The 25,495-nt window shown below is 62.1% G+C and carries 24 protein-coding genes and 1 riboswitch; of the genes, 17 read left to right on the top strand and 7 right to left on the bottom strand.

What is annotated here, in order from left to right; genetic code table 11:
* Positions 1 to 6: 6 nt before the first annotated feature.
* The 3 genes from NJC40_RS27775 to NJC40_RS27765 are packed head-to-tail and all read right to left on the bottom strand — an operon-like array spanning position 7 to position 3,642.
* Positions 7 to 408 (bottom strand): META domain-containing protein, encoded by a 402-nt coding sequence (locus NJC40_RS27775; protein ID WP_045493696.1) that lies wholly within the window; start codon positions 406 to 408, stop codon positions 7 to 9.
* Positions 405 to 842: a hypothetical protein gene (locus NJC40_RS27770; RefSeq protein ID WP_045482155.1), complete on the bottom strand. Its 438-nt coding sequence runs from the start codon at positions 840 to 842 to the stop codon at positions 405 to 407. Before NJC40_RS27770 ends, NJC40_RS27775 begins: the two co-directional genes overlap by 4 nt.
* Positions 843 to 888: 46 nt before the next feature.
* Positions 889 to 3,642 carry a response regulator gene (locus tag NJC40_RS27765; protein ID WP_045482152.1) on the bottom strand — a complete coding sequence of 918 codons (2,754 nt, stop codon included), beginning with the start codon at positions 3,640 to 3,642 and terminating at the stop codon, positions 889 to 891.
* Between the two features lie 380 nt (positions 3,643 to 4,022).
* Here NJC40_RS27765 and cysM point away from each other — a divergent pair, with 380 nt between their 5' ends.
* The 5 genes from cysM (at position 4,023) to NJC40_RS27740 (ending at position 10,169) form a co-directional block, all read left to right on the top strand.
* A complete protein-coding gene (gene cysM / locus NJC40_RS27760; protein ID WP_045482149.1) occupies positions 4,023 to 4,925 on the top strand; it encodes a cysteine synthase CysM in 903 nt (300 codons plus the stop codon).
* Positions 4,925 to 6,280 (top strand): 23S rRNA (uracil(1939)-C(5))-methyltransferase RlmD, encoded by a 1,356-nt coding sequence (rlmD, locus tag NJC40_RS27755; RefSeq protein ID WP_045482146.1) that lies wholly within the window; start codon positions 4,925 to 4,927, stop codon positions 6,278 to 6,280. The genes cysM and rlmD overlap by 1 nt, the downstream gene beginning before the upstream one ends.
* 165 nt (positions 6,281 to 6,445) lie before the next feature.
* Positions 6,446 to 8,689: a GTP diphosphokinase gene (gene relA / locus NJC40_RS27750; RefSeq protein ID WP_045482143.1), complete on the top strand. Its 2,244-nt coding sequence runs from the start codon at positions 6,446 to 6,448 to the stop codon at positions 8,687 to 8,689.
* Between the two features lie 85 nt (positions 8,690 to 8,774).
* Positions 8,775 to 9,608 (top strand): nucleoside triphosphate pyrophosphohydrolase, encoded by an 834-nt coding sequence (gene mazG, locus NJC40_RS27745; RefSeq protein ID WP_045482141.1) that lies wholly within the window; start codon positions 8,775 to 8,777, stop codon positions 9,606 to 9,608.
* 21 nt (positions 9,609 to 9,629) lie between these two features.
* Positions 9,630 to 10,169 (top strand): DUF2058 domain-containing protein, encoded by a 540-nt coding sequence (locus NJC40_RS27740; RefSeq protein WP_253115058.1) that lies wholly within the window; start codon positions 9,630 to 9,632, stop codon positions 10,167 to 10,169.
* Between the two features lie 250 nt (positions 10,170 to 10,419).
* Here the strand turns inward: NJC40_RS27740 and NJC40_RS27735 are convergent, their stop codons facing one another.
* The 4 genes from NJC40_RS27735 to purM form a co-directional block, all read right to left on the bottom strand.
* Entirely contained in the window at positions 10,420 to 10,614 is a 195-nt protein-coding gene (locus tag NJC40_RS27735) for a hypothetical protein (RefSeq protein ID WP_253140780.1), read from the bottom strand.
* Between the two features lie 238 nt (positions 10,615 to 10,852).
* Positions 10,853 to 11,566 carry a DUF3108 domain-containing protein gene (locus NJC40_RS27730; RefSeq protein ID WP_045482137.1) on the bottom strand — a complete coding sequence of 238 codons (714 nt, stop codon included), beginning with the start codon at positions 11,564 to 11,566 and terminating at the stop codon, positions 10,853 to 10,855.
* Between the two features lie 8 nt (positions 11,567 to 11,574).
* Complete coding sequence (gene purN / locus NJC40_RS27725) at positions 11,575 to 12,237, bottom strand: phosphoribosylglycinamide formyltransferase (RefSeq protein ID WP_045482134.1); 663 nt, start codon at positions 12,235 to 12,237, stop codon at positions 11,575 to 11,577.
* On the bottom strand, positions 12,237 to 13,295 hold the full coding sequence (gene purM / locus NJC40_RS27720) for a phosphoribosylformylglycinamidine cyclo-ligase (RefSeq protein ID WP_045482131.1): 1,059 nt from the start codon (positions 13,293 to 13,295) through the stop codon (positions 12,237 to 12,239). Before purM ends, purN begins: the two co-directional genes overlap by 1 nt.
* 281 nt (positions 13,296 to 13,576) lie before the next feature.
* Between purM and NJC40_RS27715 the strand changes: the two genes are divergently transcribed.
* The 12 genes from NJC40_RS27715 (at position 13,577) to NJC40_RS27660 (ending at position 25,495) form a co-directional block, all read left to right on the top strand.
* Positions 13,577 to 14,635, top strand: a complete 1,059-nt coding sequence (locus tag NJC40_RS27715) for a DUF2066 domain-containing protein (RefSeq protein WP_045482128.1) — start codon at positions 13,577 to 13,579, stop codon at positions 14,633 to 14,635.
* A gap of 176 nt (positions 14,636 to 14,811) precedes the next feature.
* Entirely contained in the window at positions 14,812 to 15,885 is a 1,074-nt protein-coding gene (locus NJC40_RS27710) for an AI-2E family transporter (protein WP_253140689.1), read from the top strand.
* Between the two features lie 161 nt (positions 15,886 to 16,046).
* The gene (hda, locus tag NJC40_RS27705) at positions 16,047 to 16,751 is read left to right on the top strand and encodes a DnaA regulatory inactivator Hda (protein WP_045482122.1); all 705 of its coding nucleotides are present in this window, start codon (positions 16,047 to 16,049) and stop codon (positions 16,749 to 16,751) included.
* A complete protein-coding gene (locus NJC40_RS27700; RefSeq protein ID WP_253140690.1) occupies positions 16,745 to 17,521 on the top strand; it encodes an NAD-dependent deacylase in 777 nt (258 codons plus the stop codon). The genes hda and NJC40_RS27700 overlap by 7 nt, the downstream gene beginning before the upstream one ends.
* A gap of 76 nt (positions 17,522 to 17,597) precedes the next feature.
* On the top strand, positions 17,598 to 18,290 hold the full coding sequence (locus NJC40_RS27695) for a C40 family peptidase (RefSeq protein WP_045482116.1): 693 nt from the start codon (positions 17,598 to 17,600) through the stop codon (positions 18,288 to 18,290).
* 154 nt (positions 18,291 to 18,444) lie between these two features.
* Positions 18,445 to 18,984 (top strand): C40 family peptidase, encoded by a 540-nt coding sequence (locus NJC40_RS27690; RefSeq protein ID WP_045482113.1) that lies wholly within the window; start codon positions 18,445 to 18,447, stop codon positions 18,982 to 18,984.
* Between the two features lie 276 nt (positions 18,985 to 19,260).
* Positions 19,261 to 19,479, top strand: a riboswitch (cobalamin riboswitch).
* Between the two features lie 97 nt (positions 19,480 to 19,576).
* A complete protein-coding gene (gene cobO / locus NJC40_RS27685; RefSeq protein ID WP_045482110.1) occupies positions 19,577 to 20,188 on the top strand; it encodes a cob(I)yrinic acid a,c-diamide adenosyltransferase in 612 nt (203 codons plus the stop codon).
* Complete coding sequence (locus NJC40_RS27680) at positions 20,185 to 21,486, top strand: cobyrinic acid a,c-diamide synthase CobB (RefSeq protein ID WP_253140691.1); 1,302 nt, start codon at positions 20,185 to 20,187, stop codon at positions 21,484 to 21,486. The genes cobO and NJC40_RS27680 overlap by 4 nt, the downstream gene beginning before the upstream one ends.
* Positions 21,483 to 22,133: a 5,6-dimethylbenzimidazole synthase gene (gene bluB, locus NJC40_RS27675; protein ID WP_045482104.1), complete on the top strand. Its 651-nt coding sequence runs from the start codon at positions 21,483 to 21,485 to the stop codon at positions 22,131 to 22,133. Before NJC40_RS27680 ends, bluB begins: the two co-directional genes overlap by 4 nt.
* The gene (cbiB, locus tag NJC40_RS27670; protein ID WP_045482101.1) at positions 22,130 to 23,038 is read left to right on the top strand and encodes an adenosylcobinamide-phosphate synthase CbiB; all 909 of its coding nucleotides are present in this window, start codon (positions 22,130 to 22,132) and stop codon (positions 23,036 to 23,038) included. The genes bluB and cbiB overlap by 4 nt, the downstream gene beginning before the upstream one ends.
* Complete coding sequence (gene cobD, locus NJC40_RS27665; protein WP_253140692.1) at positions 23,031 to 24,038, top strand: threonine-phosphate decarboxylase CobD; 1,008 nt, start codon at positions 23,031 to 23,033, stop codon at positions 24,036 to 24,038. The genes cbiB and cobD overlap by 8 nt, the downstream gene beginning before the upstream one ends.
* Positions 24,035 to 25,495: a cobyric acid synthase gene (locus tag NJC40_RS27660; protein WP_253140693.1), complete on the top strand. Its 1,461-nt coding sequence runs from the start codon at positions 24,035 to 24,037 to the stop codon at positions 25,493 to 25,495. Before cobD ends, NJC40_RS27660 begins: the two co-directional genes overlap by 4 nt.

Raw genomic sequence — 25,495 nt, 5'->3', positions numbered from 1 at the left:
GCGCGGTTATTCTTGCCAGAACCGCAGCGGTTTGCCCTCTGCCGGCCACAACCGCAACTGGTTGATCGGCGAGATATCCCAGCGCTGCACTTTGGGCAAGGTTTCGAGAAAGCGCTGTTCCTGCTCCATCAGCGCTTCGACGCACAGTTTGCGGGTCTTGCCGATCCGCTCGAAGCTGATCAGTTGGCCTTGCAGCGTGTAGGCGGCGAACCAGTGGTTGCAACCGGCGTTGCCATACGCCCGACCGTCAGCGCCCAGGGTCATGGTCATGCGGCTGCGATCAACCAGCGGGCGCTCGCCGATCCACTCCAGCACGTAACTCTGCTCCTGCTGAATCAGCACTGGCTCACTGGCACAGCCGGTCAGCAGCAAGGCACCGATCAGGCTTGCTAACCCTCGGCGTTTCATGCCGGCTGGGCCTGGCATTTACGGCAGGTGTGCTTGTCGCCGTCAGTCTTCCAGCCCAGTTCGGCGATGCGCGCAACGGCCGCCGGTTTCTGAGCCTTGGTGCCCAGTTTGCTTTCCACCGAAAACTCGAACTTCAGCTCGCTGTTGCAGCTGTCGCAATGCACCGCCCACTCATGGATCGCCAGTTCGTCGAACACTGGGCCGTTGGCTACCGCGACCCACTGGCCGGGCGGGTTGATCAGGTGGCGGACCTTTTCCACTGTCAGGCGCATGTACAGGCTCTTGCTGCCTTTAAGGGTGACCAGCAGTTGGTCGTCGCCTTGAATCGAGCCACCGTTACCGGTGACCTGGTAGCGGCCGGGTGCCAGAGTGCGGCACTCGGTGAGGGTGTGTTGCGGGTTGAGCATGCTGTAGCGAAAATCGTGTTCGGCCATGAGTCCTCCAAAATGCCCGCTATGGTATCAGGCTAAGCGCGTGCGCTCACGCGGTGACTCGCGCTTCGGTCGCCAGGCGGGCAATGGCTTTGTCAAGGTCGTCCAGGGCGTCGCTGGCCTGCGGGGCATTTTGCTTGAGCAGGGTCTCTGCCCGCTGGCAGGCGGCGCGTAGCTGCGGCACACCGCAGTAACGGGTCGCACCATGCAGCCTGTGGATGCGCTCGATCATCGCCTGGATATCGGCAGCGCTGCGGGCCGTGCGAATCGCTTCGCGATCGGCGTCCAGCGAGGCCAGCAACATGGCCAGCATGTCGGCGGCCAGGTCAGCTTTGCCGGCCGCCAGGCGCAGGCCTTCTTCCGGGTCCAGAACCAGCGGTCCGACATGACTCTGCTCGGCGTCCAGTGGCGACTCCGGCACCGGCGTACGCAGCGCCAGACCGGTCCACTTGAGCACCACTTGAGCCAGTTGCCGCTCGCTGATCGGCTTGGTCAGGTAGTCGTCCATACCGCTTTGCAGCAACGAGCGTTTCTCGTTGGCCATGGCGTGGGCGGTGAGGGCCACAATCGGCATCGGGCTGTTCTGCCGCTCTTCTTCCCAGTCACGAATTGTCTCGGTGGCCTGGCGACCATCCATGCCGGGCATCTGCACGTCCATCAGCACCAGGTCGAAGCTCTGTTCCTGCACGGCCTGGACGGCGGCGTAGCCACTGTCCACCGCCACCACCTTGGCGCCCATGTCTTCCAGCAGGGTCTGTACCAGTAACAGGTTGGCAGGGTTATCGTCCACACAGAGGATGCGGGGTGCCCGGCTGGGCAACTGAATACTGTTTTCAGTACGGATTGCGCGCGGGGCAATCAACTCTGACAGCCCGCGACGCAGCTTGCGGTCACAGGCAGGCTTGGCCTGCAACTGGGTATATACATCCGGGACTGACTGCTGGAACAGCAGCTGCTCGGTGGTCGGGCACAGCACCAGCACCTTGCAGTCGAGGTTTTCCAGCTCCCAGATTGACTGGCGCAGACGTTCCGGAGGCATCTCGTAGCTGGTCACGCCGATCACTGCCAGTTCAATGCGCGCTGGCGTTTCATGGGCGACCGTCACACCGTTGATCAGGCTTTCCAGGTTCTTGAACAGCAGTGGCTCCAGGCCGCAATCCTCTAGCTGATGCTCCAGTGCCTGACGCGCCAGCTCATGGTGTTCCAGAACCGCCACCCGCACGCCTTGCAGCGGTTGCGGCATCGGGTCTTCGGAGTCGTCGCGGGCCTTGGGCAGTTTCAGGCTGATCCAGAACTCCGAGCCGACGCCAGGGGTGCTGTCTACCCCGATCTCGCCGCCCATCTGCTCGATCAGGCGTTTTGAAATCACCAGCCCCAGACCGGTGCCGCCTGGCTGGCGCGACAGCGAATTGTCGGCCTGGCTGAAGGCCTGGAACAGCGCGCGCAGGTCCTGGCTGGACAGCCCGACTCCGGTGTCCTGGACGCTGATGCGCAGTTGCGCGCTGTCTTCGGTCTCTTCCTCGACCATGGCGCGGGCAACAATGGTGCCTTCGCGGGTGAACTTGATCGCGTTGCTCACCAGGTTGGTGAGAATCTGTTTGAGTCGCAGCGGGTCGCCGATCAGGGCCGCCGGCGTGTCGCGGTACACCAGGCTGACCAGTTCCAGCTGCTTGGCATGCGCCGCCGGAGCGAGAATGGTCAAGGTGTCTTGCAACAGGTCGCGCAGGTTGAAGGCGATGGTGTCGAGGACCAGCTTGCCGGCCTCGATCTTGGAGAAGTCGAGAATCTCGTTGATGATGCTCAACAGGCTGTCGGCGGACTTTTCGATGGTGTTGAGGTAGTCGATCTGACGTGGCGTCAGTTCGCTTTTCTGCAATAGATGTGTAAAACCGACGATGCCATTGAGCGGCGTACGGATTTCATGGCTCATGTTGGCCAGAAACTCCGACTTGATACGGCTTGCCTCCAGCGCCTCTTTGCGCGCCAGGTCCAGTTCGATGTTTTGAATCTCGATGGTTTCGAGGTTCAGGCGCACGTCTTCGGTCGCCTGATCGATGCTCTGCTGCAGTTCTTCGCGGGCATTTTGCAGCGTCGAGGCCATGCGGTTGATGCCCGACGCCAGTTCGTCGAGCTCATGGCTGCCCAGTGGCGGCAGGCGGGTTTCCAGATGACCTTCCTTGAGCAGGCTGACCGCATGCTTGATGCGCCCCAGCGGCTGATTGATGCTGCGGCTCATGCGCAGCGCCAGTGCGGCGGTGACGCCCAGCCCGAGGAGGATCAGCAGCAGGCTGGCGAACAGGCTGCGATAGCCGCGCAACAGCGTGCCGTTATGGGAAATCTCCAGTTCGACCCAGCCCAGCAGACGGTCGGCCTCTTCAGGGATGACAGCGCTGGTCAGATGCCGCTGGTTGCCGAACACCGGCAATAAATAGCGGGTGGCATCGCTGCCGGTGCGATTGAGCAATTGGGTGCCCTGACCGGTGGGCGCGGGATTGATCATGCTCGGGCCGGCATGCGCCAGTGCATTACGATCGGCATCCAGGAACGTCACCGAGCGCACGTCGTCTTCTTCCAGCGACTGGGTGGCGATGCGGCTGAGAATGGCTTTGTCTTTATGCCCCAGCGCGGTAGCGGCCAGCGGTACCAGTTGGCGGGTGATCATTTCGCCGCGCACCAGTAGCTGGCTTTGCAGCTCGTACAACTGCATCCATGTGAAATAGCCGCCCAGCACCACAGCCATCAGGCTGGTGGGCAAAATGGTCAACAGCAGAACCCGGCTCTTGATACCCAGCTTGGTCAGCACACACGCTCTCCTGCAACCCGGAAGGTGTCCCGGAAGGTCCTTTATTTGTCACCCCTGAACAGTGACACACCAGTGTAGCCATTGGCTGCCAGACATATTACATCCTTAACTGCCTGCGGCGGCGCACGGCGTCACCATCCCCGGTGGCAGGGGCAATCAGCCGCCCGTTGGTCATTGTGGAGCGGCCTTGGCATTATTGACAGGCTCGGCGCGAGCGCAACGGGCTGGGCAGCCGCACGCCAGCAGCGCAGCCCGCCAGGCAAGGGGTGCCGGCAAGTCTCTTATTCTTTTTGGTGATAAATGCCTCACTTTGCGTGATATGGGCTTTGGGCGTTTGCCGGTATGATAGGCGCCCCCGCAGACTGGATTGCGAATACGCCATGACCCTGCAGTATCAAACCATTGCCGATTGCGTCGGCAACACACCGCTGGTGCGCCTGCAGCGCCTCGGCGGTGACACCAGCAATACCCTCCTGTTGAAACTTGAAGGTAACAACCCCGCAGGTTCGGTCAAAGACCGTCCGGCGCTGTCGATGATCACCCGCGCCGAGTTGCGCGGGCAGATCCAGCCCGGCGATACCCTGATCGAAGCCACCTCCGGCAACACCGGCATTGCTCTGGCCATGGCGGCGGCCATCAAGGGGTACCGCATGATCCTGATCATGCCCGACAACTCCAGTGCCGAGCGCAAGGTCGCGATGACGGCCTATGGCGCCGAGCTGATTCTGGTCAGCAAGGAAGAGGGCATGGAAGGTGCCCGCGACCTGGCCGAGCGCATGCAGGCCGAAGGTCGTGGCAAGGTGCTGGACCAGTTCGCCAACGGTGACAACCCCGAGGCGCACTACACCGGCACCGGCCCGGAAATCTGGCGGCAGACCGGCGGCACCATCACCCACTTTGTCAGCTCGATGGGCACCACCGGCACCATCATGGGTAACTCGCGCTACCTCAAGGAGCAGAACCCCAACGTGCAGATCGTCGGCCTGCAGCCGATGGAAGGCGCAGCCATTCCGGGGATCCGTCGCTGGCCCGAAGAGTACCTGCCCAGCATCTATCAGGCTTCCCGGGTCGATCAGATCATCGACATGGGGCAGGCTGAGGCCGAAGACGTCATGCGTCGCCTGGCCCGTGAAGAAGGCATCTTCTGCGGCGTGTCGTCCGGTGGTGCAGTGGCCGGGATGTTGCGCCTGTCCCGCGAGCTGGAAAACGCCGTGATCGTCGCCATTATCTGTGACCGTGGCGACCGTTACCTGTCGACCGGCGTTTACGACGCACCCAACTGATGGCCAAACAGCAACGAGGGCTGCGTTTCCAGCCCGCCGGTGGCGTTAAAAGCGCGCAGATTCCGGTCGGCAAGAAGCAGCGCCTGGTCATTGAGCGACTGTCCAGCGACGGTCGTGGCATTGCTTTCGCTGACGGCAAGACCTGGTTTGTGGCCGGCAGTCTGGCCGGTGAAGAAGTCGACACGCGGGTCCTCAACGCCCGCGGTAAGGTGGTCGAGGCCCGTACCGAGCGGGTGGTGCGGGCCAGCGAGACACGACGTGCTGCCGCTTGCGAGTATTTCGGTCGCTGTGGCGGCTGCAGCGTGCAGCACATGCCCCACGATCAGCAATTGGCATTCAAGCAGGAAATGCTCGCAGAGCAACTGCAGCGGGTGGCCCAGGTTGCGCCGGAGCAGTGGGCGCCGCCGCTGGTCGGCAGCGAGCTGGCCTACCGGCGCCGGGCCCGGGTCGCGGTGCGCTGGGACAACAAGGCGCGCCAGCTGGAGGTCGGCTTCCGCGCTGCGGCGAGCCAGGACATCGTCAATGTGCGCCATTGCCCGGTGCTGGTCGAAGAACTCCAGCCGCTGATGGCCAGCCTGCCTGAGTTGCTGGGGCGGCTAGCCAAGCCCCAGGCATTGGGGCATGTCGAGCTGTTCAGTGGTACGGCCCTGGCACTGCTGGTCCGGCATGTCGCGCCGCTGGCTGCTACCGATCTGGCCATACTGGGTGAATTCTGTGATCAACAGGGCGTGCAGCTCTGGCTGCACGGCGATGGCGAGCCGTATCCGCTCGACCCGCAGCAGACCCTGGGCTATCGCCTCGAACCCTGGGATATGCAACTGGCCTGGCGGCCTGGAGATTTCATTCAGGTCAACGCGGCGGTCAACACCGCGATGATCGACCAGGCCCTGCAATGGCTGGCGCCCGAGCCGGGCGAGCGGGTCATGGACCTGTTCTGTGGCCTGGGCAATTTCGCCTTGCCGCTGGCTGCACAAGCCCGCGAGGTGGTGGCGGTCGAAGGTGTCCAGGTGATGGTCGATCGCGCCGCACTCAATGCCCGCGACAACGGGCTGCAGAACGTGAAATTTTTCCAGGCTGATCTTTCTCAGCCTTTGACGCAGGCAAGCTGGTCTGTAAAAGGATTTTCTGCGGTACTCTTGGACCCACCACGCGACGGTGCCTTTGAAGTGGTGCGCCAGATCGGCAAGTCGGGGGCCCGGCGGTTGCTGTATGTGTCCTGCAACCCCGCCACCCTGGCCCGTGACGCGCAAGAATTGATCAAACAGGGTTACCGCTTGAAACGAGCCGGAATTCTCGACATGTTTCCTCAAACGGCGCATGTCGAAGCGATGGCGTTATTTGAAATGAAAGAATGAGTGAGTGGACGCCGGTTCATTGGATCGAACCGGTGCCACAGGGAATCTCGTTTAATTCAGACTGGCCCGTGAATGCTGTTGCTTGCTGGCCCGGCAAGTGGCATTCGCTTTAAAAGGCCGGCGACTTTCGGCGCCATTCATCGCGCCGTAGGGAAGGTAAGCAGCATGGTACAGGTGAGAGCACACCAGCCGGTCAACACCGACGGCAGTATCAATCTCGACGCATGGCTCGACCATATTGTCAGTGTCGATCTGATTCTGGATCGCCAGGCCATGAAAGAAGCCTGCGAATTCGCAAGGCTGGCAGAAGAGCAGAACAACCCCACCCATAAAGACGACTGGGCCGACGGCACCTCCAGTTTTCAGACCGGTCTTGAAATTGCCGAGATCCTCGCCGACCTCAAGCTCGATCAGGACTCGCTGATTGCGGCGGTCATTTATCGTGGCGTACGCGAGGGGCTGATTCCCCTCGCGCAGGTCGAAGAACGCTTCGGCGCCACCGTGGCCAAACTGATCGAAGGCGTTCAGCGCATGGCTGCGATCAGTGCCAGCTTCAGCCCGCGCCAGTCGCTGGTGCTGGGCAGCCAGACGCAGGTCGAGAACCTGCGCCGCATGCTGGTGGCAATGGTCGATGACGTGCGCGTGGCGCTGATCAAGCTGGCCGAGCGTACCTGCGCGATTCGTGCGGTAAAAAATGCCGACGAAGAAAAGCGCAACCGCGTTGCCCGGGAAGTCTTCGACATCTATGCCCCGTTGGCCCATCGGCTGGGTATCGGGCATATCAAGTGGGAGCTCGAAGATCTCTCGTTCCGCTATCTGGAGCCTGATCAGTACAAACAGATCGCCAAGCTGCTGCATGAGCGGCGGCTGGACCGTGAGCGCTTCATCAGCGATGTGATGACCCAGCTCGACAACGAGCTGCAGGCCACCGGGGTCAAGGCCGATATCAGCGGCCGGGCGAAACACATCTACTCGATCTGGCGCAAGATGCAGCGCAAAGGCCTGGCGTTCAGCCAGATCTACGACGTGCGCGCCGTGCGGGTGCTGGTTCCGGAAATGCGCGACTGCTACACCGCGCTGGGTATCGTCCACACTCTGTGGCGGCATATTCCCAAGGAGTTTGACGACTATATCGCCAACCCCAAGGAGAACGGCTACCGCTCGCTGCACACTGCCGTGATCGGCCCGGAAGGCAAGGTCCTGGAAGTGCAGATCCGCACCCACGCCATGCACGAAGAGGCCGAGCTGGGCGTGTGTGCCCACTGGCGCTACAAGGGCACCGACGTCAAATCCAGCTCCAACCACTACGAAGAGAAGATCTCCTGGCTGCGTCAGGTGCTGGAGTGGCACGAAGAACTGGGTGACATCGGTGGGCTGGCCGAACAGCTGCGGGTCGATATCGAGCCGGACCGGGTCTATGTGTTCACCCCGGACGGTCATGCCATCGACCTGCCCAAGGGCGCGACACCGCTGGATTTCGCTTATCGGGTGCACACCGAGATTGGCCACAACTGCCGCGGTGCGAAGATCAACGGGCGGATCGTACCGCTCAACTACAGCCTGCAGACCGGTGAGCAGGTCGAGATCATCACCAGCAAGAATGGCATCCCCAGCCGAGACTGGCTCAATGCCAACCTCGGTTACATCACCACCTCACGGGCACGGGCCAAGATCGTCCACTGGTTCAAGCTGCAGGCTCGCGACCAGAACGTCGCCGCTGGCCGCACCTTGCTGGAGCGCGAACTGGCGCGCATGGCGTTGCAGCAGGTCGATTTCGAGAAGCTGGCCGACAAGGCCAATTACAAGACCGGCGAAGACATGTTCGCGGCACTGGGTGCCGGTGACCTGCGTCTGACCCAGCTGGTCAACCTGGCGCAGCAGCAAGTCGAGCCGGAGCGGGTCGACGAGGTCGAGCTGATTCCGCGCAAGGCGACCGGTTACAAGCCGGGCAAGCGTGGCGATATCCAGATCCAGGGCGTCGGTAACCTGTTGACCCAGATTGCCGGTTGCTGCCAGCCAGTGCCGGGCGATGCGATTGTCGGCTATATCACTCAGGGGCGTGGCGTGACCATTCACCGGCAGGATTGCGCCTCGGTGTTGCAACTGGGCGGCAAGGAGCCGGAGCGGATCATCCAGGTCAGTTGGGGGCCGGCGCCGGTGCTCACCTACCCGGTGGACATCCTGATTCGTGCCTACGACCGTTCCGGGCTGTTGCGTGACGTCACCCAGGTGCTGCTCAACGAGCGCATCAACGTGCTGGCGGTCAACACCCGCTCGAACAAGGAAGACAACACTGCAACGATGTCGCTGACCATCGAAATTCCGGGGCTCGATGCACTGGGCCGGTTGCTGGGGCGTATTTCCCAGTTGCCGAACATCATCGAGACCCGGCGTAACAAGACGTCGTGATGGACAGCCCGTAGGAGCGGCTTCAGCCGCGAAAGCGCATCTTCGCGGCTGAAGCCGCTCCTACGGGCGACCTTGGGAGCCTTCTATGTACACGCTCGACGATCTGCTCAATCTCATGGCCCGGCTGCGTGATCCGCAGTACGGTTGCCCCTGGGATCTGAAGCAGACTTACGCCAGTATCGTGCCGCACACGCTGGAGGAGGCCTATGAGGTCGCCGACGCCATCGAGCGGGGTGACTACAGGCAGATGCAAGGCGAATTGGGTGACTTGCTGTTCCAGGTGGTGTTCTACGCTCAACTGGCCAAAGAAGAGCAGCGCTTCGAGTTTGCTGCGGTGGTCGATGGCATCACCCGTAAACTGCTGCGCCGTCACCCGCATGTATTTCCCACCGGCGAGCTGTATGCGCCGCTGGAGACGCCGCGTCTGAGTGAAAGCGAAGTCAATCGGCGCTGGGACGAAATCAAGGCTCAGGAGCGTGCCGAGCAGGCTGCCGCGCCCGAGCAGTTGTCGTTGCTCGACGACGTGCCGCAAGCCTTGCCGGCGCTGTCCAGAGCCAGCAAGTTGCAAAAGCGTGCGGCCCAGGTGGGCTTCGACTGGCCGGCCGCCTTGCCGGTGGTCGATAAAGTGCGTGAAGAGCTCGACGAAGTGCTGGAAGCCATGGCCGATGGTGATGCCGCAGAAGTGGCCGATGAAATCGGGGACCTGCTGTTTTCGGTGGTCAATCTGGCCCGGCATCTTAAAGTCGACCCGGAAACTGCGCTACGCTCGGCCAATGGCAAGTTTGACAGGCGTTTTCGCTTCATCGAAGCGGTCTTGCACGATCAGGGGCGCGCCCTTGAGGGCTGCAGCCTGGAAGAACTCGATGCCTTGTGGGGCGAAGCCAAACGTCAGGAAAAGAACACAACCCATTGCGGTTGAACCGGATAAAGCGAGTAAACAATGAGCCTCTCCCTACGCGACCAATTGCTCAAGGCCGGCCTGGTCAACGAAAAACAGGCCAAGCAGGTCAGCAAAGCCAAGCAGAAAGAACAGCGTCTGGTTCATAAGGGCCAGATCGAAGCTGACGACTCACAAAAGCGCGCCGCCCAGGAGGCCCAGGCCGAAAAAGCCAGGCGCGACCAGGAACTGAATCGTCAGCAACAGGAAAAAGCCGAGGCCAAGGCCCGTACGGCGCAGATCAAGCAACTGATCGAAGTGTCCCGCTTGCCCAAGCTCACCACCGAGGACTACTACAACTTCGTCGACGACAAAAAGGTCAAGCGCATCTCGGTCAACACCCTGGTGCGCAACAAACTCAGCAGCGGCTCGCTGGGTATTGTCCATCACGGCGGCGGTTACGAAATCATCCCCCGTGAAGCAGCCCTGAAAATCCAGGAGCGCGACCCACGCCGCATCGTACTGCTCAACGCCCCGACCGAAGAGCCGGATGCCGATGATCCGTACGCCGCGTACCAGATCCCTGATGATTTGATGTGGTAAGTACCGCCACGCCCCGGTAGGAGATCGCCCGTCGCCACGGCACCGCGCTGTCGCGCAGCAAACACGGAACCTCGTAGGACTGGCTTCAGCCGGGAAGCCTTCGCGGCTTAAGCGGATCGCCGCCCGGCCGCTCCTACGGTGTATTCCTTGCAAATCAACGGGTTGTGGTCTTGTTTGATGAGAGAGCGGCTTTAGCCGCGAAAGCTCAAAGCTTCGCAGCTAAAGCTGCTCCTACAAAGGTCTGTGTCTGCTACACGACGGCGCAATTGTGCTGTGCCTGCTCTTCCAGCGCCTCAAGTTCCTGCTTGTAACGCTGCGCATCAGCCTCATCGTGGAACATCCCCACCAGCTGATCCTGCTGGCGCACATCCCAGATATGAATTCCGTGGCCAATCGCCTCATGAGAGAGGTGGGCTTCGTCGCGTTCAGTCACTGTTACGGTCATGGTGTGATCTCCCGGATCTGATAACTGCGGCGAGATGTCGCAGGTCTTTTTTATAGTTTTTGTTAGCCTGCTAAGTAAATACCCTTTACCGACCATGAAACCCGCGAAATAGCCGAAGCCCTTGAAATACAAGCCCTCGCGCCAGTATGAATGTTTCTTCATGTTTCAAGAGGTAAAGTGGCCGCCCACAAAAAAGCCCCTGATACCTGCGTACCAGAGGCTCTTTGTAACGTACGTCTTAGCGGCCTTTAACCGACTTGCCGTTCACCGTGCCGTCCTGAAGCATGATGTTGTACTCCTTGCCATCGGTCTCGACCTGCTGCAAGCGTACCAGCAGATAATCCCAGTCCTTGGCGAACCACAGCACCGTGATGCGCTTGCTCTGCGTCGGGTCGCGTACCCGCTCGACCTTGATCGCATCGATCTGGCCAGCCTTGGTCGATACGGTCTCCGAACCCAGCACGCGGAAGTCGTAGGTGTCGAGCTCGTCACCATCGACCACCTGATAGCTCATGCTCTTCTTGCCGGCCGCCACGTCATGTTGCAGGGCCAACTGGTACGTGGACTTGTCCAGCACACCACGATTGATCGGTAGCTTGATAGCGTCGCCACGGTCGCTGCCGGTGACGAACTTGCTCGACCAGTCGAAAGCCAGGTCAACCTTCTTGGACTTGCCCAGACCGCTACGCTCGAACGTGTAGGTCTGTGGCATCAACACATCCTTGTCGACCTTCAGCGTGCTGGACTCGGTCAGGCTGGCAATGACCATCGACGCCTTGAAGTTGAGGTTCCAGGTGCCGTTCTGGCCGGCTTCCAGACTGCGTTCGGCTGTGCCGCTCATGGGCAACTGTTTCCAGTCGGCCGTGTAGCTGGCGGAGAATGGCTGCAGATCGGCCGCCTGGGTGGCAGGCAGGGCGAGCAGGGCGAAAGCGAAGAGCAGTGCGCGACGCATGATGTCTCCTAGTTTCGAATCAGGTGGCCGCTGGCCGGGAGCAGTTGACCATCGAGGCTGGCGCCTTGTTGGTCAAGATGCAGACGCCGCTCAGCGAACCAGCGAATGGCCAGCGGGTAAATCCGGTGTTCCTGGATATGAACGCGTTGCGCCAGAGTCGTGGATGAATCGTGCGACTCTACCGAAATCACTGACTGTACGACCAGTGGTCCGCCATCGAGTTCCTCGGTGACGAAGTGCACGCTGCAACCATGCTCGCGATCACCGGCATCCAGCGCCCGCTGATGGGTATGCAAACCCTTGTAGCGCGGCAGCAGCGAAGGATGAATGTTCAGCAGGCGGCCGTGGTAGTGATTGACGAAACCTGCGCTGAGAATGCGCATGAAGCCGGCCAGCACCACCAGGTCAGGATTGAAGCCGTCAATCAGCTCGACCAGCGCCGCGTCGAACGCCTCGCGTCCGTCGAACTGCTTGTGGTCCAGGACACAGGCGTCAATGCCCGCGTCTTTGGCACGTTGCAGGCCGAATGCATCGGCGCGGTTGGAAATCACGGCGCGGATGCGCGCCGGGCTGTCCGGGGCGCTGAAACTGTCGATCATCGCCTGCAGGTTGCTGCCGGTACCCGACAGCAACACCACGACATTGCAGGGAGCTTGTGTCGATGCTGGCATCAATGCGCCTTGAGGTTGTTCAGCTCGACCTGGGCAGCACCTTCGGCAGCCGCCGCGATCTGACCGATCACCCATGGCTGTTCACCGGCATCACGCAGCACGCTCAAGGTCTTCTCGACCTGATCTTGCGCAACACAGATGACCATGCCCACGCCGCAGTTCAGGACGCGGTGCATTTCGTGCTCGTCAACGTTGCCCTGCTCTTGCAGCCAGTCGAAGACGGCCGGGCGTTGCCAGCTGGCGACGTCGATGATCGCCTGGGCGCCTTTTGGCAGGACCCGCGGGATGTTGTCGAGCAGACCACCGCCGGTGATGTGGGCCATGGCCTTGACCGCACCGGTGTCCTTGATCAGCTTGAGCAGCGGTTTGACGTAGATGCGCGTTGGCGCCATCAGCAGTTCGGTCAGCGGCTTGCCGCCCAACTGGGTGGTTTCGATGTCGGCACCGCTGACTTCGATGATCTTGCGGATCAGCGAGTAGCCGTTGGAGTGCGGGCCGGAAGACGGCAGGGCGATCAGTGCGTCACCGGTCACCACTTTGGAGCCGTCGATGATCTCGGCTTTTTCGACCACACCGACGCAGAAGCCGGCCAGGTCGTAGTCTTCGCCTTCGTACATGCCAGGCATTTCAGCGGTTTCGCCACCGACCAGCGAGCAGCCTGCCAGTTCGCAACCGGCGCCGATGCCGGTGACCACGGTCGCCGCGACGTCAACGTTCAGTTTGCCGGTGGCGTAGTAGTCGAGGAAAAACAGCGGCTCGGCACCGCACACCACCAGGTCGTTGACGCACATGGCGACCAGATCCTGGCCAATGCTGTCGTGCTTGTTCAGGTTCAGCGCCAGGCGCAGTTTGGTGCCGACGCCGTCGGTGCCTGAAACCAGCACTGGCTGCTTGTAGCCGGCCGGGATTTCGCAAAGCGCGCCGAAACCTCCCAGGCCGCCCATGACTTCAGGACGTGCGGTGCGCTTGGCGACGCTTTTGATGCGTTCGACCAATGCTTCACCGGCGTCGATGTCTACACCGGCGTCTTTGTAGCTCAGGGAAGGTTGCTTGCTCATAGAAAATCCAGGCCTTTAGGGGGGATTCGGAAGGACAATCGACCGTTGCGGCCGGGTCCGGTCCAGTCATGCGCAATCGCACAGTGCTGTTTCGGAGCCGATACCATTGTCGGTCTGTGAAGGCGCGCGATTTTAACAGGCTTGCTGCTCTGGAGCCATCCTTGGGCCGACGGGCAGGGCAGCGCTGTACAATCGCGACGTTAATGTGAATGATTGGGCGCCCGCTGCTGTCTCAACCACGAAGTGCCGCGACTGCGTTCTTCCTAGACCAGGAACCTTCCATGCGTTTTTCCAGTTACCTTCTTCTTGGCTGCCTGAGTCTGGCCAGCCTGCCGGGTTTGGCGCAGACCGTAAATGACCTTTATCAAGTCCGCGAACCAGTCACCAGTCAGTCGCCCCAGGAGCGTGACCGGGCTACCCAGGCGGCGGTGCAGACCATGGTGGTGCGCCTGACCGGCAACACCAGGGCCGCCGAGGGGGCGGCGCTGGCCGAGGTGCGCAAGGACCCGCAACAAATCATCAGCCAGTACGGCTATGAGCCTGGCCCGCCGCAGACCCTGCTGGTCGATTTTGACCCGGCCAGCACGGATCGTGCCTTGCGTCAGGCCGGTCTGCCGATCTGGGGCAGCAACCGCCCGAGCATTCTTGGCTGGTGGCTGATCGACTCCACTGAAGGCTCGAATCTGGTCGGCGACGCGCAGGAGGCTGCCGCGCCGCTGCGCCGCGCCGCTCAGCATCGCGGTCTGCCCATGCAGTTGCCGCTGGCCGATCTGAGCGAGCAGGGTGTCGGCACCGCACAGCATCTGTCCGCCAGTGATCCGGGCGAGCTCAAGCAAGCGTCCGAGCGTTACGGCGCTGACGCCATTCTGGCGGTGCATGCCCGTGAAGAGGGCGGCAAGTGGCAGGCGCAGTGGCGCCTGTGGCTGGGTGAGCAGCGTGAGCAGGGCAATGTCGGCGGCGACAGTGTCGAGGCGCTGGCCGATGCCGTGCTGCTGGCGGTTACCGAGCGCCTGGCGCCACGCTTCGCGGTCAAGCCCGGCGCGACCGCCAGTACGCTGCAGTTCGAGGTTCAGGGCATGAACCTTGAGCGTTATGCGCAATTGATGCGGGTGCTCGAAGCCATGGGCGGCAAGCTGGTACTGGTCGAAGGCGAGCGCAGCACCTTTGCGGTCGGGACCAGTGCCGAGCAACTGCGTAACCAGCTTGGTCTGGCCCGTCTGCAGGAAATCCCGGCCAGTGAGGCCGTGCCCGTGGATGCCAGCGCCCCGGCTACAGCCCCGACGCCAGGTGCTGAGGCTGGCGCGCCCGTCAGTGCTGGCAAACTGTATTTCCGTTGGTAACGGTTTTGCGGGAGATTCTTGATCGCGAAGACTGCCTGAAGTTCATGGCAAATGTGCCGGCTTTACTGGCCTCTTCGCGAGCGGGCTCGCTCCCACGATCACCTTTGATTTGCGCTGAGCGAGCGGCGCTACCCAACGGTGGCTCCTACGCACCGGTTGTTTGATGAGGAACATCAATGACTGACATAAAACGCTGGTACTGGCTGGGCGCTGCGGCGCTGCTGGTCGCCTTTCTATTCTCGCTGCATTCGATCCTGATGCCGTTTCTGGTCGCGTTGCTGCTGGCCTATATGGGCGACCCGCTGGTCGACCGCCTGGAGCGTCTTGGCTTGTCCCGTACCCTCGGCGTAGCAGCGGTGTTCGGTTTGTTTACCTTGATCATGCTGGCGTTGCTGCTGGTGCTGGTGCCGATGCTGGTCAAGCAGTTGATCCGCCTTTATGAGCTGGCCCCGCAGATCCTCGACTGGCTGCAACACACCGCCTTGCCGTGGGCGCAGGCCAAGTTCGGCCTGTCCGATGGCTTCTGGCGGTTCGACAAGCTCAAGACTGCGCTGGCCGGGCATATGGGGCAGGCTGGCGATATCGTTGGCCTGGTGCTCTCCCAGGCCACCGCTTCGAGCCTGGCGCTGATGGCCTGGCTGGCCAATCTGGTGCTGATCCCGGTGGTGAGCTTCTATCTGCTGCGCGACTGGGATCTGATGATGGCCAAGCTGCGCAGCCTGCTGCCGCGCCAGCGTGAAACCCAGATCATGGGCCTTGCCAGTGAATGTCACGAAGTGCTGGGCGCCTTCATTCGCGGCCAGTTGTTGGTGATGGTCGGCCTTGGCGTGATCTATTCGGCCGGGCTGATGCTGGTGGGCCTGGAACTGGGGTTGCTGATCGGCATGATTGCCGGTCTGGCAGCGATCGTGCCTTATATGGGCTTCGTTATCGGTATTGGCGCGGCACTGATCGCCGGCTTGTTCCAGTTCGGTGGTGACCTGTATCCGATGCTCGGGATCGTTGCGGTGTTCATGATCGGTCAGGCGCTGGAAGGCATGGTTCTCACCCCTTTACTGGTGGGCGACCGTATCGGCCTGCACCCGGTGGCGGTGATCTTCGCGATTCTGGCGGGCGGTGAGTTGTTCGGCTTTACTGGCATCCTGTTGGCGTTGCCGGTGGCGGCGGTGATCATGGTGTTGTTGCGCCATGTGCATACCCTGTACAAAGAGTCGGACATGTATGCAGGCAGTCGTGACCCGGAACTTTGATGGCCGATGCTGGCAAACACCGCTGGAGCAGGCGCTGCGAAAAAACGCAAGCCTTTGATTTTGCTTGAAGTCTGTCGCATTGTGCGGTCCGCCTCACGGGTATAGACTTTGCTAACTTTATTCAGAGGTCATCGCTTGCTCCCAGGAAGCGCCCAGTCAGCATGAAACCGGTTCAGCTGCCCCTGAGTGTGCGTCTGCGCGATGACGCCACTTTCATCAATTACTATCCCGGCGCCAACGCGGCGGCCCTCGGCTATGTCGAGCGGTTGTGCGAGGCCGATGCGGGATGGACCGAAAGCCTCATCTATCTGTGGGGCAAAGACGGGGTGGGGCGCTCTCATCTGTTGCAGGCGGCCTGCCTGCGCTTCAAGCAACTGGGCGAGCCGGCGGTCTACCTGCCGCTGACCGAGTTGCTCGAGCAGGGCGTCGAGCTGTTCGATCATCTTGAGCAGTACGAACTGGTTTGCCTGGATGACTTGCAGGCCATCGCCGGTAAGGCTGACTGGGAAGAGGCACTGTTTCACCTGTTCAATCGTTTGCGTGACAGTGGCCGGCGTTTATTGATTGCCGCGTCCAAGTCACCTCGCGAACTGTCGATCAAGCTGCCTGACCTCAAGTCACGCCTGACCATGGCGCTGGTGTTCCAGATGCGCGGCCTGTCTGATGAAGACAAGCTGCGTGCCTTGCAACTGCGTGCCTCGCGCCGTGGCCTGCACCTCACCGACGAAGTCGGGCATTTCATTCTGACCCGTGGTACGCGCAGCATGAGTGCGTTGTTCGAACTGCTTGAACGCCTCGATCAGGCCTCGCTGCAAGAAAAGCGCAAACTGACCATTCCTTTTCTCAAGGAAACCCTTGGGTGGTAGCGGCGCCGCTCGATCAGCAACTGATCCGCCAGGCCGCCGCCGCCTTGCGGCATGCCCAACGTATTCTGATCATCACCGGTGCCGGTCTGTCGGCCGATTCAGGGTTGCCGACCTATCGTGGTCTGGGCGGCCTGTATAACGGCCGTACCGATGATGGCTTGCCTATTGAAATGGCGCTGTCCGGGCCGATGCTGCGCCGCGATCCGGCGCTGTGTTGGAAATACATCGCTGAACTGGGCAAGGCCTGCCTTGCTGGCGAGCCCAACATCGCCCATTACGCCATCGCGCAATTACAGCGCCTCAAGCCTGATTGCTGGGTGCTGACCCAGAATGTCGATGGCTATCACCGGGCTGCGGGCAGTCCGCCGGAGCGCCTGATCGAGATTCATGGGCAAATGGCTCCGCTGTTTTGCCAGGCGTGCGGCGCCGAAGACCCACAACTGGCCGGGCACCTGTCAGCCGAGCTACCGCCGCTGTGTAGCCATTGTCATGGCATTTTGCGACCGCCGGTTGTTCTTTTCCAGGAAATGCTCCCTGAGCCCGCTATAGACGCTCTGCAAGCGCAAATGGCGCTGGGCTTCGACGCGGTGCTGAGTATCGGCACCACCGCCAGCTTTCCCTATATTCACGAGCCGGTGTTGCGCACGCGGATTACCGGCGGCTTTACCCTGGAAATCAATCCTCAGGCCACTGATCACAGTGCGGGGATGGATATTTTCCTGCAGGGCCGGGCGGCACATGTCATGCCGGAACTCATAAGTCACATTTAATTCGATAGAATTTGCAAATCGGTTGGATAGCGGGCATAGTCGCGGCTCCTCATTTTTTGACGCCACGGTCGTGCCCATGCAAGTTTTACGCTTCGCACCCCTCGTGCCACTCGCTTTAGTTACTTTTCTATTCGGCTGCTCCACCCAGTCATCGGTGACCCAGCCAGAGCAATTCGCTCAATACCAGAATTCCGTTACCGCTCAATCCAGTGCCCGTCAGGCGCACAACATCCGTGCCCAGCAAGCTCTGGAAGCGGAAGAAGAGCTGGCCGAGTTCACCGACGAGAACGCCTACCAGCTGCCGTTGCTGGCAGACAGCATTCTGGAGCGCGGCAAGGCGCTGATCGGCACCCGTTACCGCTTTGGCGGCAACTCCACTGCCGGTTTCGATTGCAGCGGTTTCATCAGCTACCTGTTCCGCGAAGAAGCCGGCATGACCCTGCCGCGTTCGAGCCGCGACATGATGAAAATCGACGCCCCGCAGGTCTCGCGTCATGACCTCAAGCCAGGCGACCTGCTGTTCTTCAGCACTGCCGGCCGCGGCCGTATCAGCCACGCTGCGATCTATCTGGGCGACGACCAGTTCATCCACTCCAGCAGCCGCCGTAGCGGTGGGGTGCGGATCGACAGCCTGGACGACACCTACTGGAGCAAAACCTTCGTCGAAGCCAAGCGCGCTCTGGTGTTGGCACCAGCCTCCGGTGAGGCCCAGACCACTGCAATGACTTCCACCAGCGTCAAGCCGGTGAGTAACAAGCGTCATAACTAAAGCAAGCTGTTTGAAACGGCCTGTTAACTGGAAAGCCCGTTTGGTCGGATTGTCTGAAACCTCTGCACAGCGCTCTGGTCTTCAGCTAGTCTCTCTTAACGGGCTTTCTAGCTTTCGGCAGTAAAGCCGCATTCCTGATGGAGTTTTTGTGGTCATGTCGATTTTCTTACGCTGTGCCGTGATCTCTCTCGCTGCGCTGCTCGGCGCCTGCGCCAGCGCGCCGCCGCCCAAACCCAAGGTCGTCCAGCGTCCGGTGATCGTCGCGCCTGCGGTGCTGAATTCACCCGCTGCCGAAGACGTGCTGTTTCGCGCGCTAGGCCTGGTCGGCACGCCTTACCGCTGGGGCGGTAATACCCCGGACTCCGGCTTCGACTGCAGTGGCCTGATCGGCTATGTCTACCGCGACATGGCGGGCATCAGCCTGCCGCGTTCGACCCGCGACATGATCGTGATGAAAGCGCCCAACGTCGGCCGCGAGAACCTGCAGACCGGCGACCTGGTGTTCTTCGCCACCTCCGGCGGCTCGCAGGTCTCCCATGCCGGCATCTACGTCGGCGAAGGCCGCTTCGTGCATGCCCCGGCCACTGGCGGCACCGTCAAGCTCGACAGCCTCGGCTCGCCTTATTGGCAGAAAGCCTACCTGAACGCCAAGCGCGTTCTGGAGCCTTCCAGCCTGGCGCAGAACAACCGTTAGTGGAGGCATCGCGTAGGGGGAAGTCGGCTCTTAGCGAGTGAGCGTCGTGTCTGTTTCTAGAGCACGGCACAAATCCGGTGGGAGCGAGCTTGCTCGCGAATGCGATGCCAGCTTCACAGCAAATGCGCTGACTTTACCGGCCTCTTCGCGAGCAAGCTCGCTCCCACAAAAAGTGAAGTGCCTGATCGGACGGTATTGCGGCTAAAGCCGTTCCTACGCGCAGACGCGCCGATACCCGACCCGATACCGTTTGACGCTCCATGCCCAACCCTCTACCCTTCGCGGTTTGTTTCAGGTGCCCGGCAGCCAACGGCTGGCAGGGTGAAACAGGGAAGCCGGTGGGAAGACACGCACTTCGATTCCGGCGCTGCCCCCGCAACGGTAAATGAGTCAAGACCGCGCATGGTGCCACTGGACATTCTCCGGGAAGGCGCACGGTCGGCAGGCAATGCCTCGCTCATGAGCCCGGAGACCGGCCTGTCACGTATTCAAGGCATCACGGCGGGCGATGCTCTGCGCAAGGCAACTGACTGCCTTGGCGTTCTGTCGTCCTGTTGTCTGCTTTCGCCTGCCTTTCCAGCGGAGAGCTGAGATGAACGAGTCCCTCGAACGCGACGAGCGCCATCTGGCGCGCATGCAGCGTAAAAAAGCCATTATCGATGAACGCATCGCCAACTCGCCCAACGAGTGCGGCCTGCTGCTGGTGCTGGGCGGCAATGGCAAGGGCAAGAGCAGCTCGGCCTTTGGCATGCTCGCCCGGGCGATGGGCCACGATATGCAGTGTGGCGTGGTGCAATTTATCAAGGGCCGTAACGCCACTGGCGAAGAGCTGTTCTTCCGCCGTTTCCCCGACCAGGTGCGTTATCACGTCATGGGCGAGGGCTTTACCTGGGAAACCCAGGACCGCCAGCGCGACATCGCCGCTGCCGAAGCGGCCTGGCAAGTGTCGAAGCAGTTGCTCAGCGACCCGAACATCAATCTGGTGATCCTCGACGAGCTGAATATCGCGCTCAAACACGGCTACCTCGACCTGGAGCAGGTGCTCAACGACCTGCAGGCGCGCCCGCCGATGCAGCACGTCGTGGTGACCGGTCGCGGGGCAAAACCGGAACTGATCGAGCTGGCCGATACCGTCTCGGAGATCGGCATGGTCAAGCATGCCTTCCAGGCCGGCATCCGGGCGCAGAAGGGCATCGAACTGTGAGTGATGCGCAAGCGCGACAATGTCCTGCGGTACTGATCGCCGCGCCGGCGTCCGGCCAGGGCAAGACTACCGTCACTGCTGCCCTGGCACGTTTGCATCGCAATCAGGGCCGCAAGGTCCGGGTGTTCAAGTGCGGGCCGGACTTTCTCGACCCGATGATTCTCGAACGCGCCAGTGGTGCGCCGGTCTATCAACTGGACCTGTGGATGGTCGGCGCCGATGAAAGCCGGCGGCTGCTCTGGGAGGCGGCCGCTGAGGCTGACCTGATCCTGATTGAAGGGGTTATGGGCCTGTTCGATGGCACGCCCTCCAGCGCGGATCTGGCCCGCCACTTCGGGGTGCCGGTGCTGGGCGTTATTGACGGTACTGCCATGGCCCAGACCTTTGGCGCACTGGCGCTGGGACTGGCCCGTTATCAGCCAGACCTGCCATTCGCCGGTGTGCTGGCCAACCGGGTTGGCACGGTGCGCCATGCGCAGTTGCTGGAAAACAGCCTGACCGAAGGCCTGCGCTGGTACGGCGCGTTGTCACGTGAAACCGGTATTGAACTGCCCAGTCGGCATTTGGGCCTGGTGCAGGCCAGCGAACTGAATGACCTGGATGCGCGCCTAGATGCTGCGGCCGAGGCGCTGGCCGGCACTTGCGAAGTTGCGCTGCCGCCGCCGGTCAGTTTTGCTGCGCCCGAGCCGCAACCGGTCGAGCCCTGGCTGGCCGGGGTGCGGGTTGCGATTGCCCGTGACGAAGCTTTTGCTTTCACCTACGGCGCCAGCCTGGAGTTGCTGCGCACCATGGGCGCGGAGCTGAAGTTCTTTTCGCCGATTCACGACAGCCAGTTGCCCGAAGCGGACAGCCTGTACCTGCCCGGCGGTTACCCTGAATTGCACCACGTTGCGTTGCAGGCCAACCGCTCGATGCGCGAGGCGATTGCCGCCCACCATGCACAGGGCAAGCCGCTGCTGGCCGAATGTGGCGGCATGCTGTATCTGCTCGACGCACTGACCGATGTCGACGGGGTGCGCGCTGAGTTGGCCGGCCTGCTGCCCGGTGAGGCGACCATGCAGAAGCGCCTGGCGGCGTTGGCACTGCAAGCGGTGACGCTGCCTGAGGGCGTGTTGCGCGGGCACACCTATCACCATTCGCTGACCAGCACTGAGCTGGAGCCGATTGCCCGAGGCATCAGCCCAAATGGCGGACGCGGCGCGGAAGCTGTGTACCGGCTGGGCCGGCTGACCGCCTCTTATGTGCACTTTTATTTCCCTTCCAACCCCCAGGCGGTGGCGGCGTTGCTGAAACCATGAGTGAAGCAGCCTTTAGCCCGGATGAGCGGGCCGCGGTGTACCGGGCAATTGCCGAGCGCCGCGACATGCGTCATTTCAGCGGTGGCACGGTGGCGCCCGAGGTTCTGGCGCGCTTGCTCGAAGCCGCGCACCACGCGCCGAGCGTCGGCCTGATGCAGCCTTGGCGCTTTATCCGGATCACTGATACGGCGCTGCGCAACCGCATGCAAGAGCAGGTCGAGCAGGAGCGGGTCCGCACCGCTGAAGCATTGGGCGAGCGCGCCGATGAATTCATGAAGCTCAAGGTCGAGGGTATCAGCGACTGTGCCGAGGTGATCGTCGCGGCGCTGATGGACGGCCGTGAGCAGTTTGTCTTTGGCCGACGCACGATGCCGGAAATGGACATCGCCTCAATGTCCTGCGCCATTCAGAATATGTGGCTGGCGGCCCGCGCCGAAGGGCTGGGCATGGGCTGGGTGTCGCTGTTCGATCCTGACAACCTGGCCGCCCTGCTGAACATGCCCGAGGGCGCCCGACCGTTGGCGATTCTATGCCTGGGGCCGGTCACCGGTTTCTATCCGGCACCCATGCTGGTGCTCGAAGGCTGGGCGCAAGAGCGCCCGCTGGAACAACTGCTGTATGAGAATCAATGGGGAGTGCATCGATGAGTGTGGCGCTGTTGAGCGTAGCGGGGGTGGCGCTGGATGCGTTGCTTGGAGAACCGAAACGCTCGCATCCGCTGGTGGCGTTCGGGCGATACGCCGAGCGCATCGAACAGCGTTTCAATGCCGCTGGGCGCGGCTGGCGCAGTCATGGAGTCACCGCCTGGGTGCTGGCGGTGATTCCGCTGACCCTGCTGATCACCTTGCTGAGCTGGCTGCCCTATATCGGGCTGCTGGTGGACATTCTGGCGTTGTACTGCGCGCTGGGCCTGCGCAGCCTCGGCGAGCATGTGCAGCCGGTCGCGGCGGCGTTGCGTGGCGGTGACCTCGACCAGGCGCGGCAGCGGGTCGGTTATCTGGTCAGCCGCCAGACTTCGGAGCTTGACGCCAATGGCGTGGCCCGCGCGGCCACCGAGTCGGTGCTGGAAAATGGCAGCGATGCGGTATTCGCCGCGTTGTTCTGGTTTGTCGTGGCCGGTGCGCCCGGGGTGGTGCTGTATCGCCTGAGCAATACCCTCGACGCTATGTGGGGTTACCGCAACGAGCGCTTCGAGCGCTTCGGCTGGGCGGCGGCGAAGATCGACGACGTGCTCAATTACATTCCTGCGCGGCTGGTGGCCTTGACCTACGCGCTGCTGGGCAAAACCCGCCTGGCGCTGCGTTGCTGGCGCACCCAGGGGCCGACCTGGGACAGCCCCAATGCTGGCCCTGTGATGGCGGCGGGCGCTGGCGCGCTGGGGGTCGAGCTGGGCGGTGCAGCGATTTATCACGGTGAGTTGCACGAGCGTCCAGCGCTGGGCGAAGGCCGGCCTGCCGATGCCGAGTCCATCGAAGCCGGCTGGCAACTGGTGCAGCGCGGCGTATGGCTGTGGCTGCTGATTCTCTGCGTGGGAGCGCAACTCTATGCTTGAACATGGCGGCCGGCTACGCGCAGCGGCGCAGCAGTACGCGATTGCCGAGGCCGACTGGCTGGACCTGTCCACCGGTATCGCGCCGTGGTCCTGGCCGATTGCGCCGGTCGATGCGCGCGACTGGGCACGTTTGCCAGAAACCGATGACGGTCTGGAGGCGGCGGCTTGCGCTTATTACAACGCCGCGCAGGTGTTGCCGGTGCCGGGGTCCCAGGCCGCCATTCAGGCGTTGCCTCGCTTGCGTGGCCCCGTCGGCAAGGTTGGCGTGCTGTCGCCGTGTTACGCCGAGCATGCTCATGCCTGGCGCAAGAGCGGTTTTCTGGTGCGTGAAGTGCTGGAGCATGAAGTCGAGCACTTCATCGATGTCTTCAACGTGCTGGTGGTGGTCAACCCGAACAACCCCACCGGCCGTTTGATTGCGCCTGAGCAGTTGCTCAAATGGCATGCCCGGCTGGCCGAGCGCGGTGGCTGGCTGGTGGTGGACGAGGCGTTTATGGACACCGCGCCGGCGCACAGCCTGGCGGCCGAAACCTGGCGCAGCGGGCTTATCGTGTTGCGCTCGTTTGGCAAGTTTTTTGGCCTGGCCGGTGCGCGGCTGGGCTTTGTGCTGGCTGAGGCCGGTTTGTTGCAGGCACTGGCGAGCGAGATCGGCCCCTGGGCCGTCAGCGGCCCCACCCGCAAGGTCGGGCTGGCGTGCCTGAGCGATCTGTCCGGCCAGCAATTGCAGCGGGAGCGTTGTGAATATGCGGCGCTGCGCTTGTCAGCGCTGCTCAGCGCTCATGGTCTGGAACCTGACGGCGGTTGCGCACTGTTTCAATGGCTGGTCACTGCCCATGCTGAGCCGTTGCACGAGTTTGCTGCCCGGCGTGGAGTGTTGCTGCGCTTGTTCAAGGCCGAGCGTGCCGAACACAGCAGCCTGCGTTTTGGCCTGCCGCACAGTGAAGCTGACTGGCAGCGCCTGGAAACCCTGCTGCATGACTACCGCAAGGACCTGAAATGACCACCCTGATGGTGCAAGGCACCACCTCCGATGCGGGCAAAAGCACGCTGGTAACCGGCCTGTGCCGCTGGCTCAAACGCCAGGGCATCAGTGTGGTGCCGTTCAAACCGCAGAACATGGCGCTCAACAGCGCGGTCACTGCCGACGGCGGCGAGATTGGCCGTGCCCAGGCTGTACAGGCCCAGGCCAGCGGTCTTGAACCGCACACCGACATGAACCCGGTGCTGCTCAAACCCAATACCGACACCGGCTCGCAGGTGATCATTCATGGGCGGGCGGTGACCACCATGAATGCGGTGGCTTATCACGGTTACAAAGCCATCGCCATGCAAGCTGTGCTCGACTCGCACCAGCGCCTGAGCGCGGCGTATCAAGTGGTGATGGTCGAAGGCGCCGGCTCACCGGCCGAGATCAACTTGCGCGAGAACGACATCGCCAATATGGGCTTTGCCGAGGCGGTGGACTGCCCGGTGCTGTTGATTGCCGACATTAACCGCGGCGGGGTGTTTGCCCACCTGGTCGGTACGCTGGAGCTGCTCTCGCCCAGCGAGCAGGCTCGGGTCAAGGGCTTTATCATCAACCGCTTTCGTGGTGATGTGGCGTTGCTGCAGCCAGGCCTGGACTGGCTGGAGCAACGCACCGGCAAGCCGGTAGTGGGTGTGCTGCCCTACCTGATGGATTTGCATCTGGAAGCCGAAGACGGTCTGGACCGACGCCAGACCGAAAAGCTCGACAAGGTACTCAACGTGGTGGTGCCGGTGCTGCCGCGCATCAGCAATCACACGGACTTTGACCCGCTGCGCCTGCACCCGCAGGTTAACTTGCAGTTCATCAGCGCCGGCCAGCCGATTCCGCCCGCCGACCTGATCATCCTGCCTGGCTCCAAGAGCGTGCGCAGTGACCTGGCGTATCTGCGCGCCAATGGCTGGGAGCCGGCGATCGCCCGGCATCTGCGCTATGGCGGCAAGCTGTTGGGCATTTGCGGCGGGCTGCAGATGCTCGGTGAGCAGGTGCATGACCCGTTGGGCCTGGAAGGCGCGCCGGGTTCCAGTGCCGGTTTTGCTCTGCTACAGATCAGCACGGTGCTGGAGGCGCAAAAGCAACTGCGTAACGTGCGCGGTGTGCTGAGCCTGGAAGGCGCCGAGGTCAGCGGCTACGAGATTCATGCCGGGGTCACCAGTGGCCCGGCCCTGGAGCAACCGGCGGTGCAATTGGCAGACGGTCGCTGCGATGGCGCGCAAAGCGCCGATGGCCAGGTGCTTGGCACCTATCTGCATGGCCTGTTTGAATCGCCGGCCGCTTGCGGCGCGCTGCTGCGCTGGGCCGGGCTTGAAGATGTGCAGAGTGTTGACTATCACGCGCTGCGCGAGCGCGATATCGAACGCCTCGCCGATCTGGTCGACAAGCACCTCGATGGCGCGCTGTTGCGTGGGCTGTGCGGTCTGGAGAACAACTGA

This window comes from Pseudomonas sp. 21LCFQ02, from assembly GCF_024129895.2.
In the GTDB taxonomy this organism is placed as follows: Bacteria; Pseudomonadota; Gammaproteobacteria; order Pseudomonadales; family Pseudomonadaceae; genus Aquipseudomonas.
This window is presented reverse-complemented; position numbering and strand designations above follow the sequence as displayed.

Coding starts and splice junctions, on each gene's coding strand:
- NJC40_RS27775 (WP_045493696.1), bottom strand. CDS start 408: ATGAAACGCCGAGGGTTAGCAAGCCTGATCGGTGCCTTGCTGCTGACC.
- NJC40_RS27770 (WP_045482155.1), bottom strand. CDS start 842: ATGGCCGAACACGATTTTCGCTACAGCATGCTCAACCCGCAACACACC.
- cysM (WP_045482149.1), top strand. CDS start 4,023: ATGACCCTGCAGTATCAAACCATTGCCGATTGCGTCGGCAACACACCG.
- rlmD (WP_045482146.1), top strand. CDS start 4,925: ATGGCCAAACAGCAACGAGGGCTGCGTTTCCAGCCCGCCGGTGGCGTT.
- relA (WP_045482143.1), top strand. CDS start 6,446: ATGGTACAGGTGAGAGCACACCAGCCGGTCAACACCGACGGCAGTATC.
- mazG (WP_045482141.1), top strand. CDS start 8,775: ATGTACACGCTCGACGATCTGCTCAATCTCATGGCCCGGCTGCGTGAT.
- NJC40_RS27740 (WP_253115058.1), top strand. CDS start 9,630: ATGAGCCTCTCCCTACGCGACCAATTGCTCAAGGCCGGCCTGGTCAAC.
- NJC40_RS27735 (WP_253140780.1), bottom strand. CDS start 10,614: ATGACCGTAACAGTGACTGAACGCGACGAAGCCCACCTCTCTCATGAG.
- NJC40_RS27730 (WP_045482137.1), bottom strand. CDS start 11,566: ATGCGTCGCGCACTGCTCTTCGCTTTCGCCCTGCTCGCCCTGCCTGCC.
- purN (WP_045482134.1), bottom strand. CDS start 12,237: ATGCCAGCATCGACACAAGCTCCCTGCAATGTCGTGGTGTTGCTGTCG.
- purM (WP_045482131.1), bottom strand. CDS start 13,295: ATGAGCAAGCAACCTTCCCTGAGCTACAAAGACGCCGGTGTAGACATC.
- NJC40_RS27715 (WP_045482128.1), top strand. CDS start 13,577: ATGCGTTTTTCCAGTTACCTTCTTCTTGGCTGCCTGAGTCTGGCCAGC.
- NJC40_RS27710 (WP_253140689.1), top strand. CDS start 14,812: ATGACTGACATAAAACGCTGGTACTGGCTGGGCGCTGCGGCGCTGCTG.
- hda (WP_045482122.1), top strand. CDS start 16,047: ATGAAACCGGTTCAGCTGCCCCTGAGTGTGCGTCTGCGCGATGACGCC.
- NJC40_RS27695 (WP_045482116.1), top strand. CDS start 17,598: ATGCAAGTTTTACGCTTCGCACCCCTCGTGCCACTCGCTTTAGTTACT.
- NJC40_RS27690 (WP_045482113.1), top strand. CDS start 18,445: ATGTCGATTTTCTTACGCTGTGCCGTGATCTCTCTCGCTGCGCTGCTC.
- cobO (WP_045482110.1), top strand. CDS start 19,577: ATGAACGAGTCCCTCGAACGCGACGAGCGCCATCTGGCGCGCATGCAG.
- bluB (WP_045482104.1), top strand. CDS start 21,483: ATGAGTGAAGCAGCCTTTAGCCCGGATGAGCGGGCCGCGGTGTACCGG.
- cbiB (WP_045482101.1), top strand. CDS start 22,130: ATGAGTGTGGCGCTGTTGAGCGTAGCGGGGGTGGCGCTGGATGCGTTG.
- cobD (WP_253140692.1), top strand. CDS start 23,031: ATGCTTGAACATGGCGGCCGGCTACGCGCAGCGGCGCAGCAGTACGCG.
- NJC40_RS27660 (WP_253140693.1), top strand. CDS start 24,035: ATGACCACCCTGATGGTGCAAGGCACCACCTCCGATGCGGGCAAAAGC.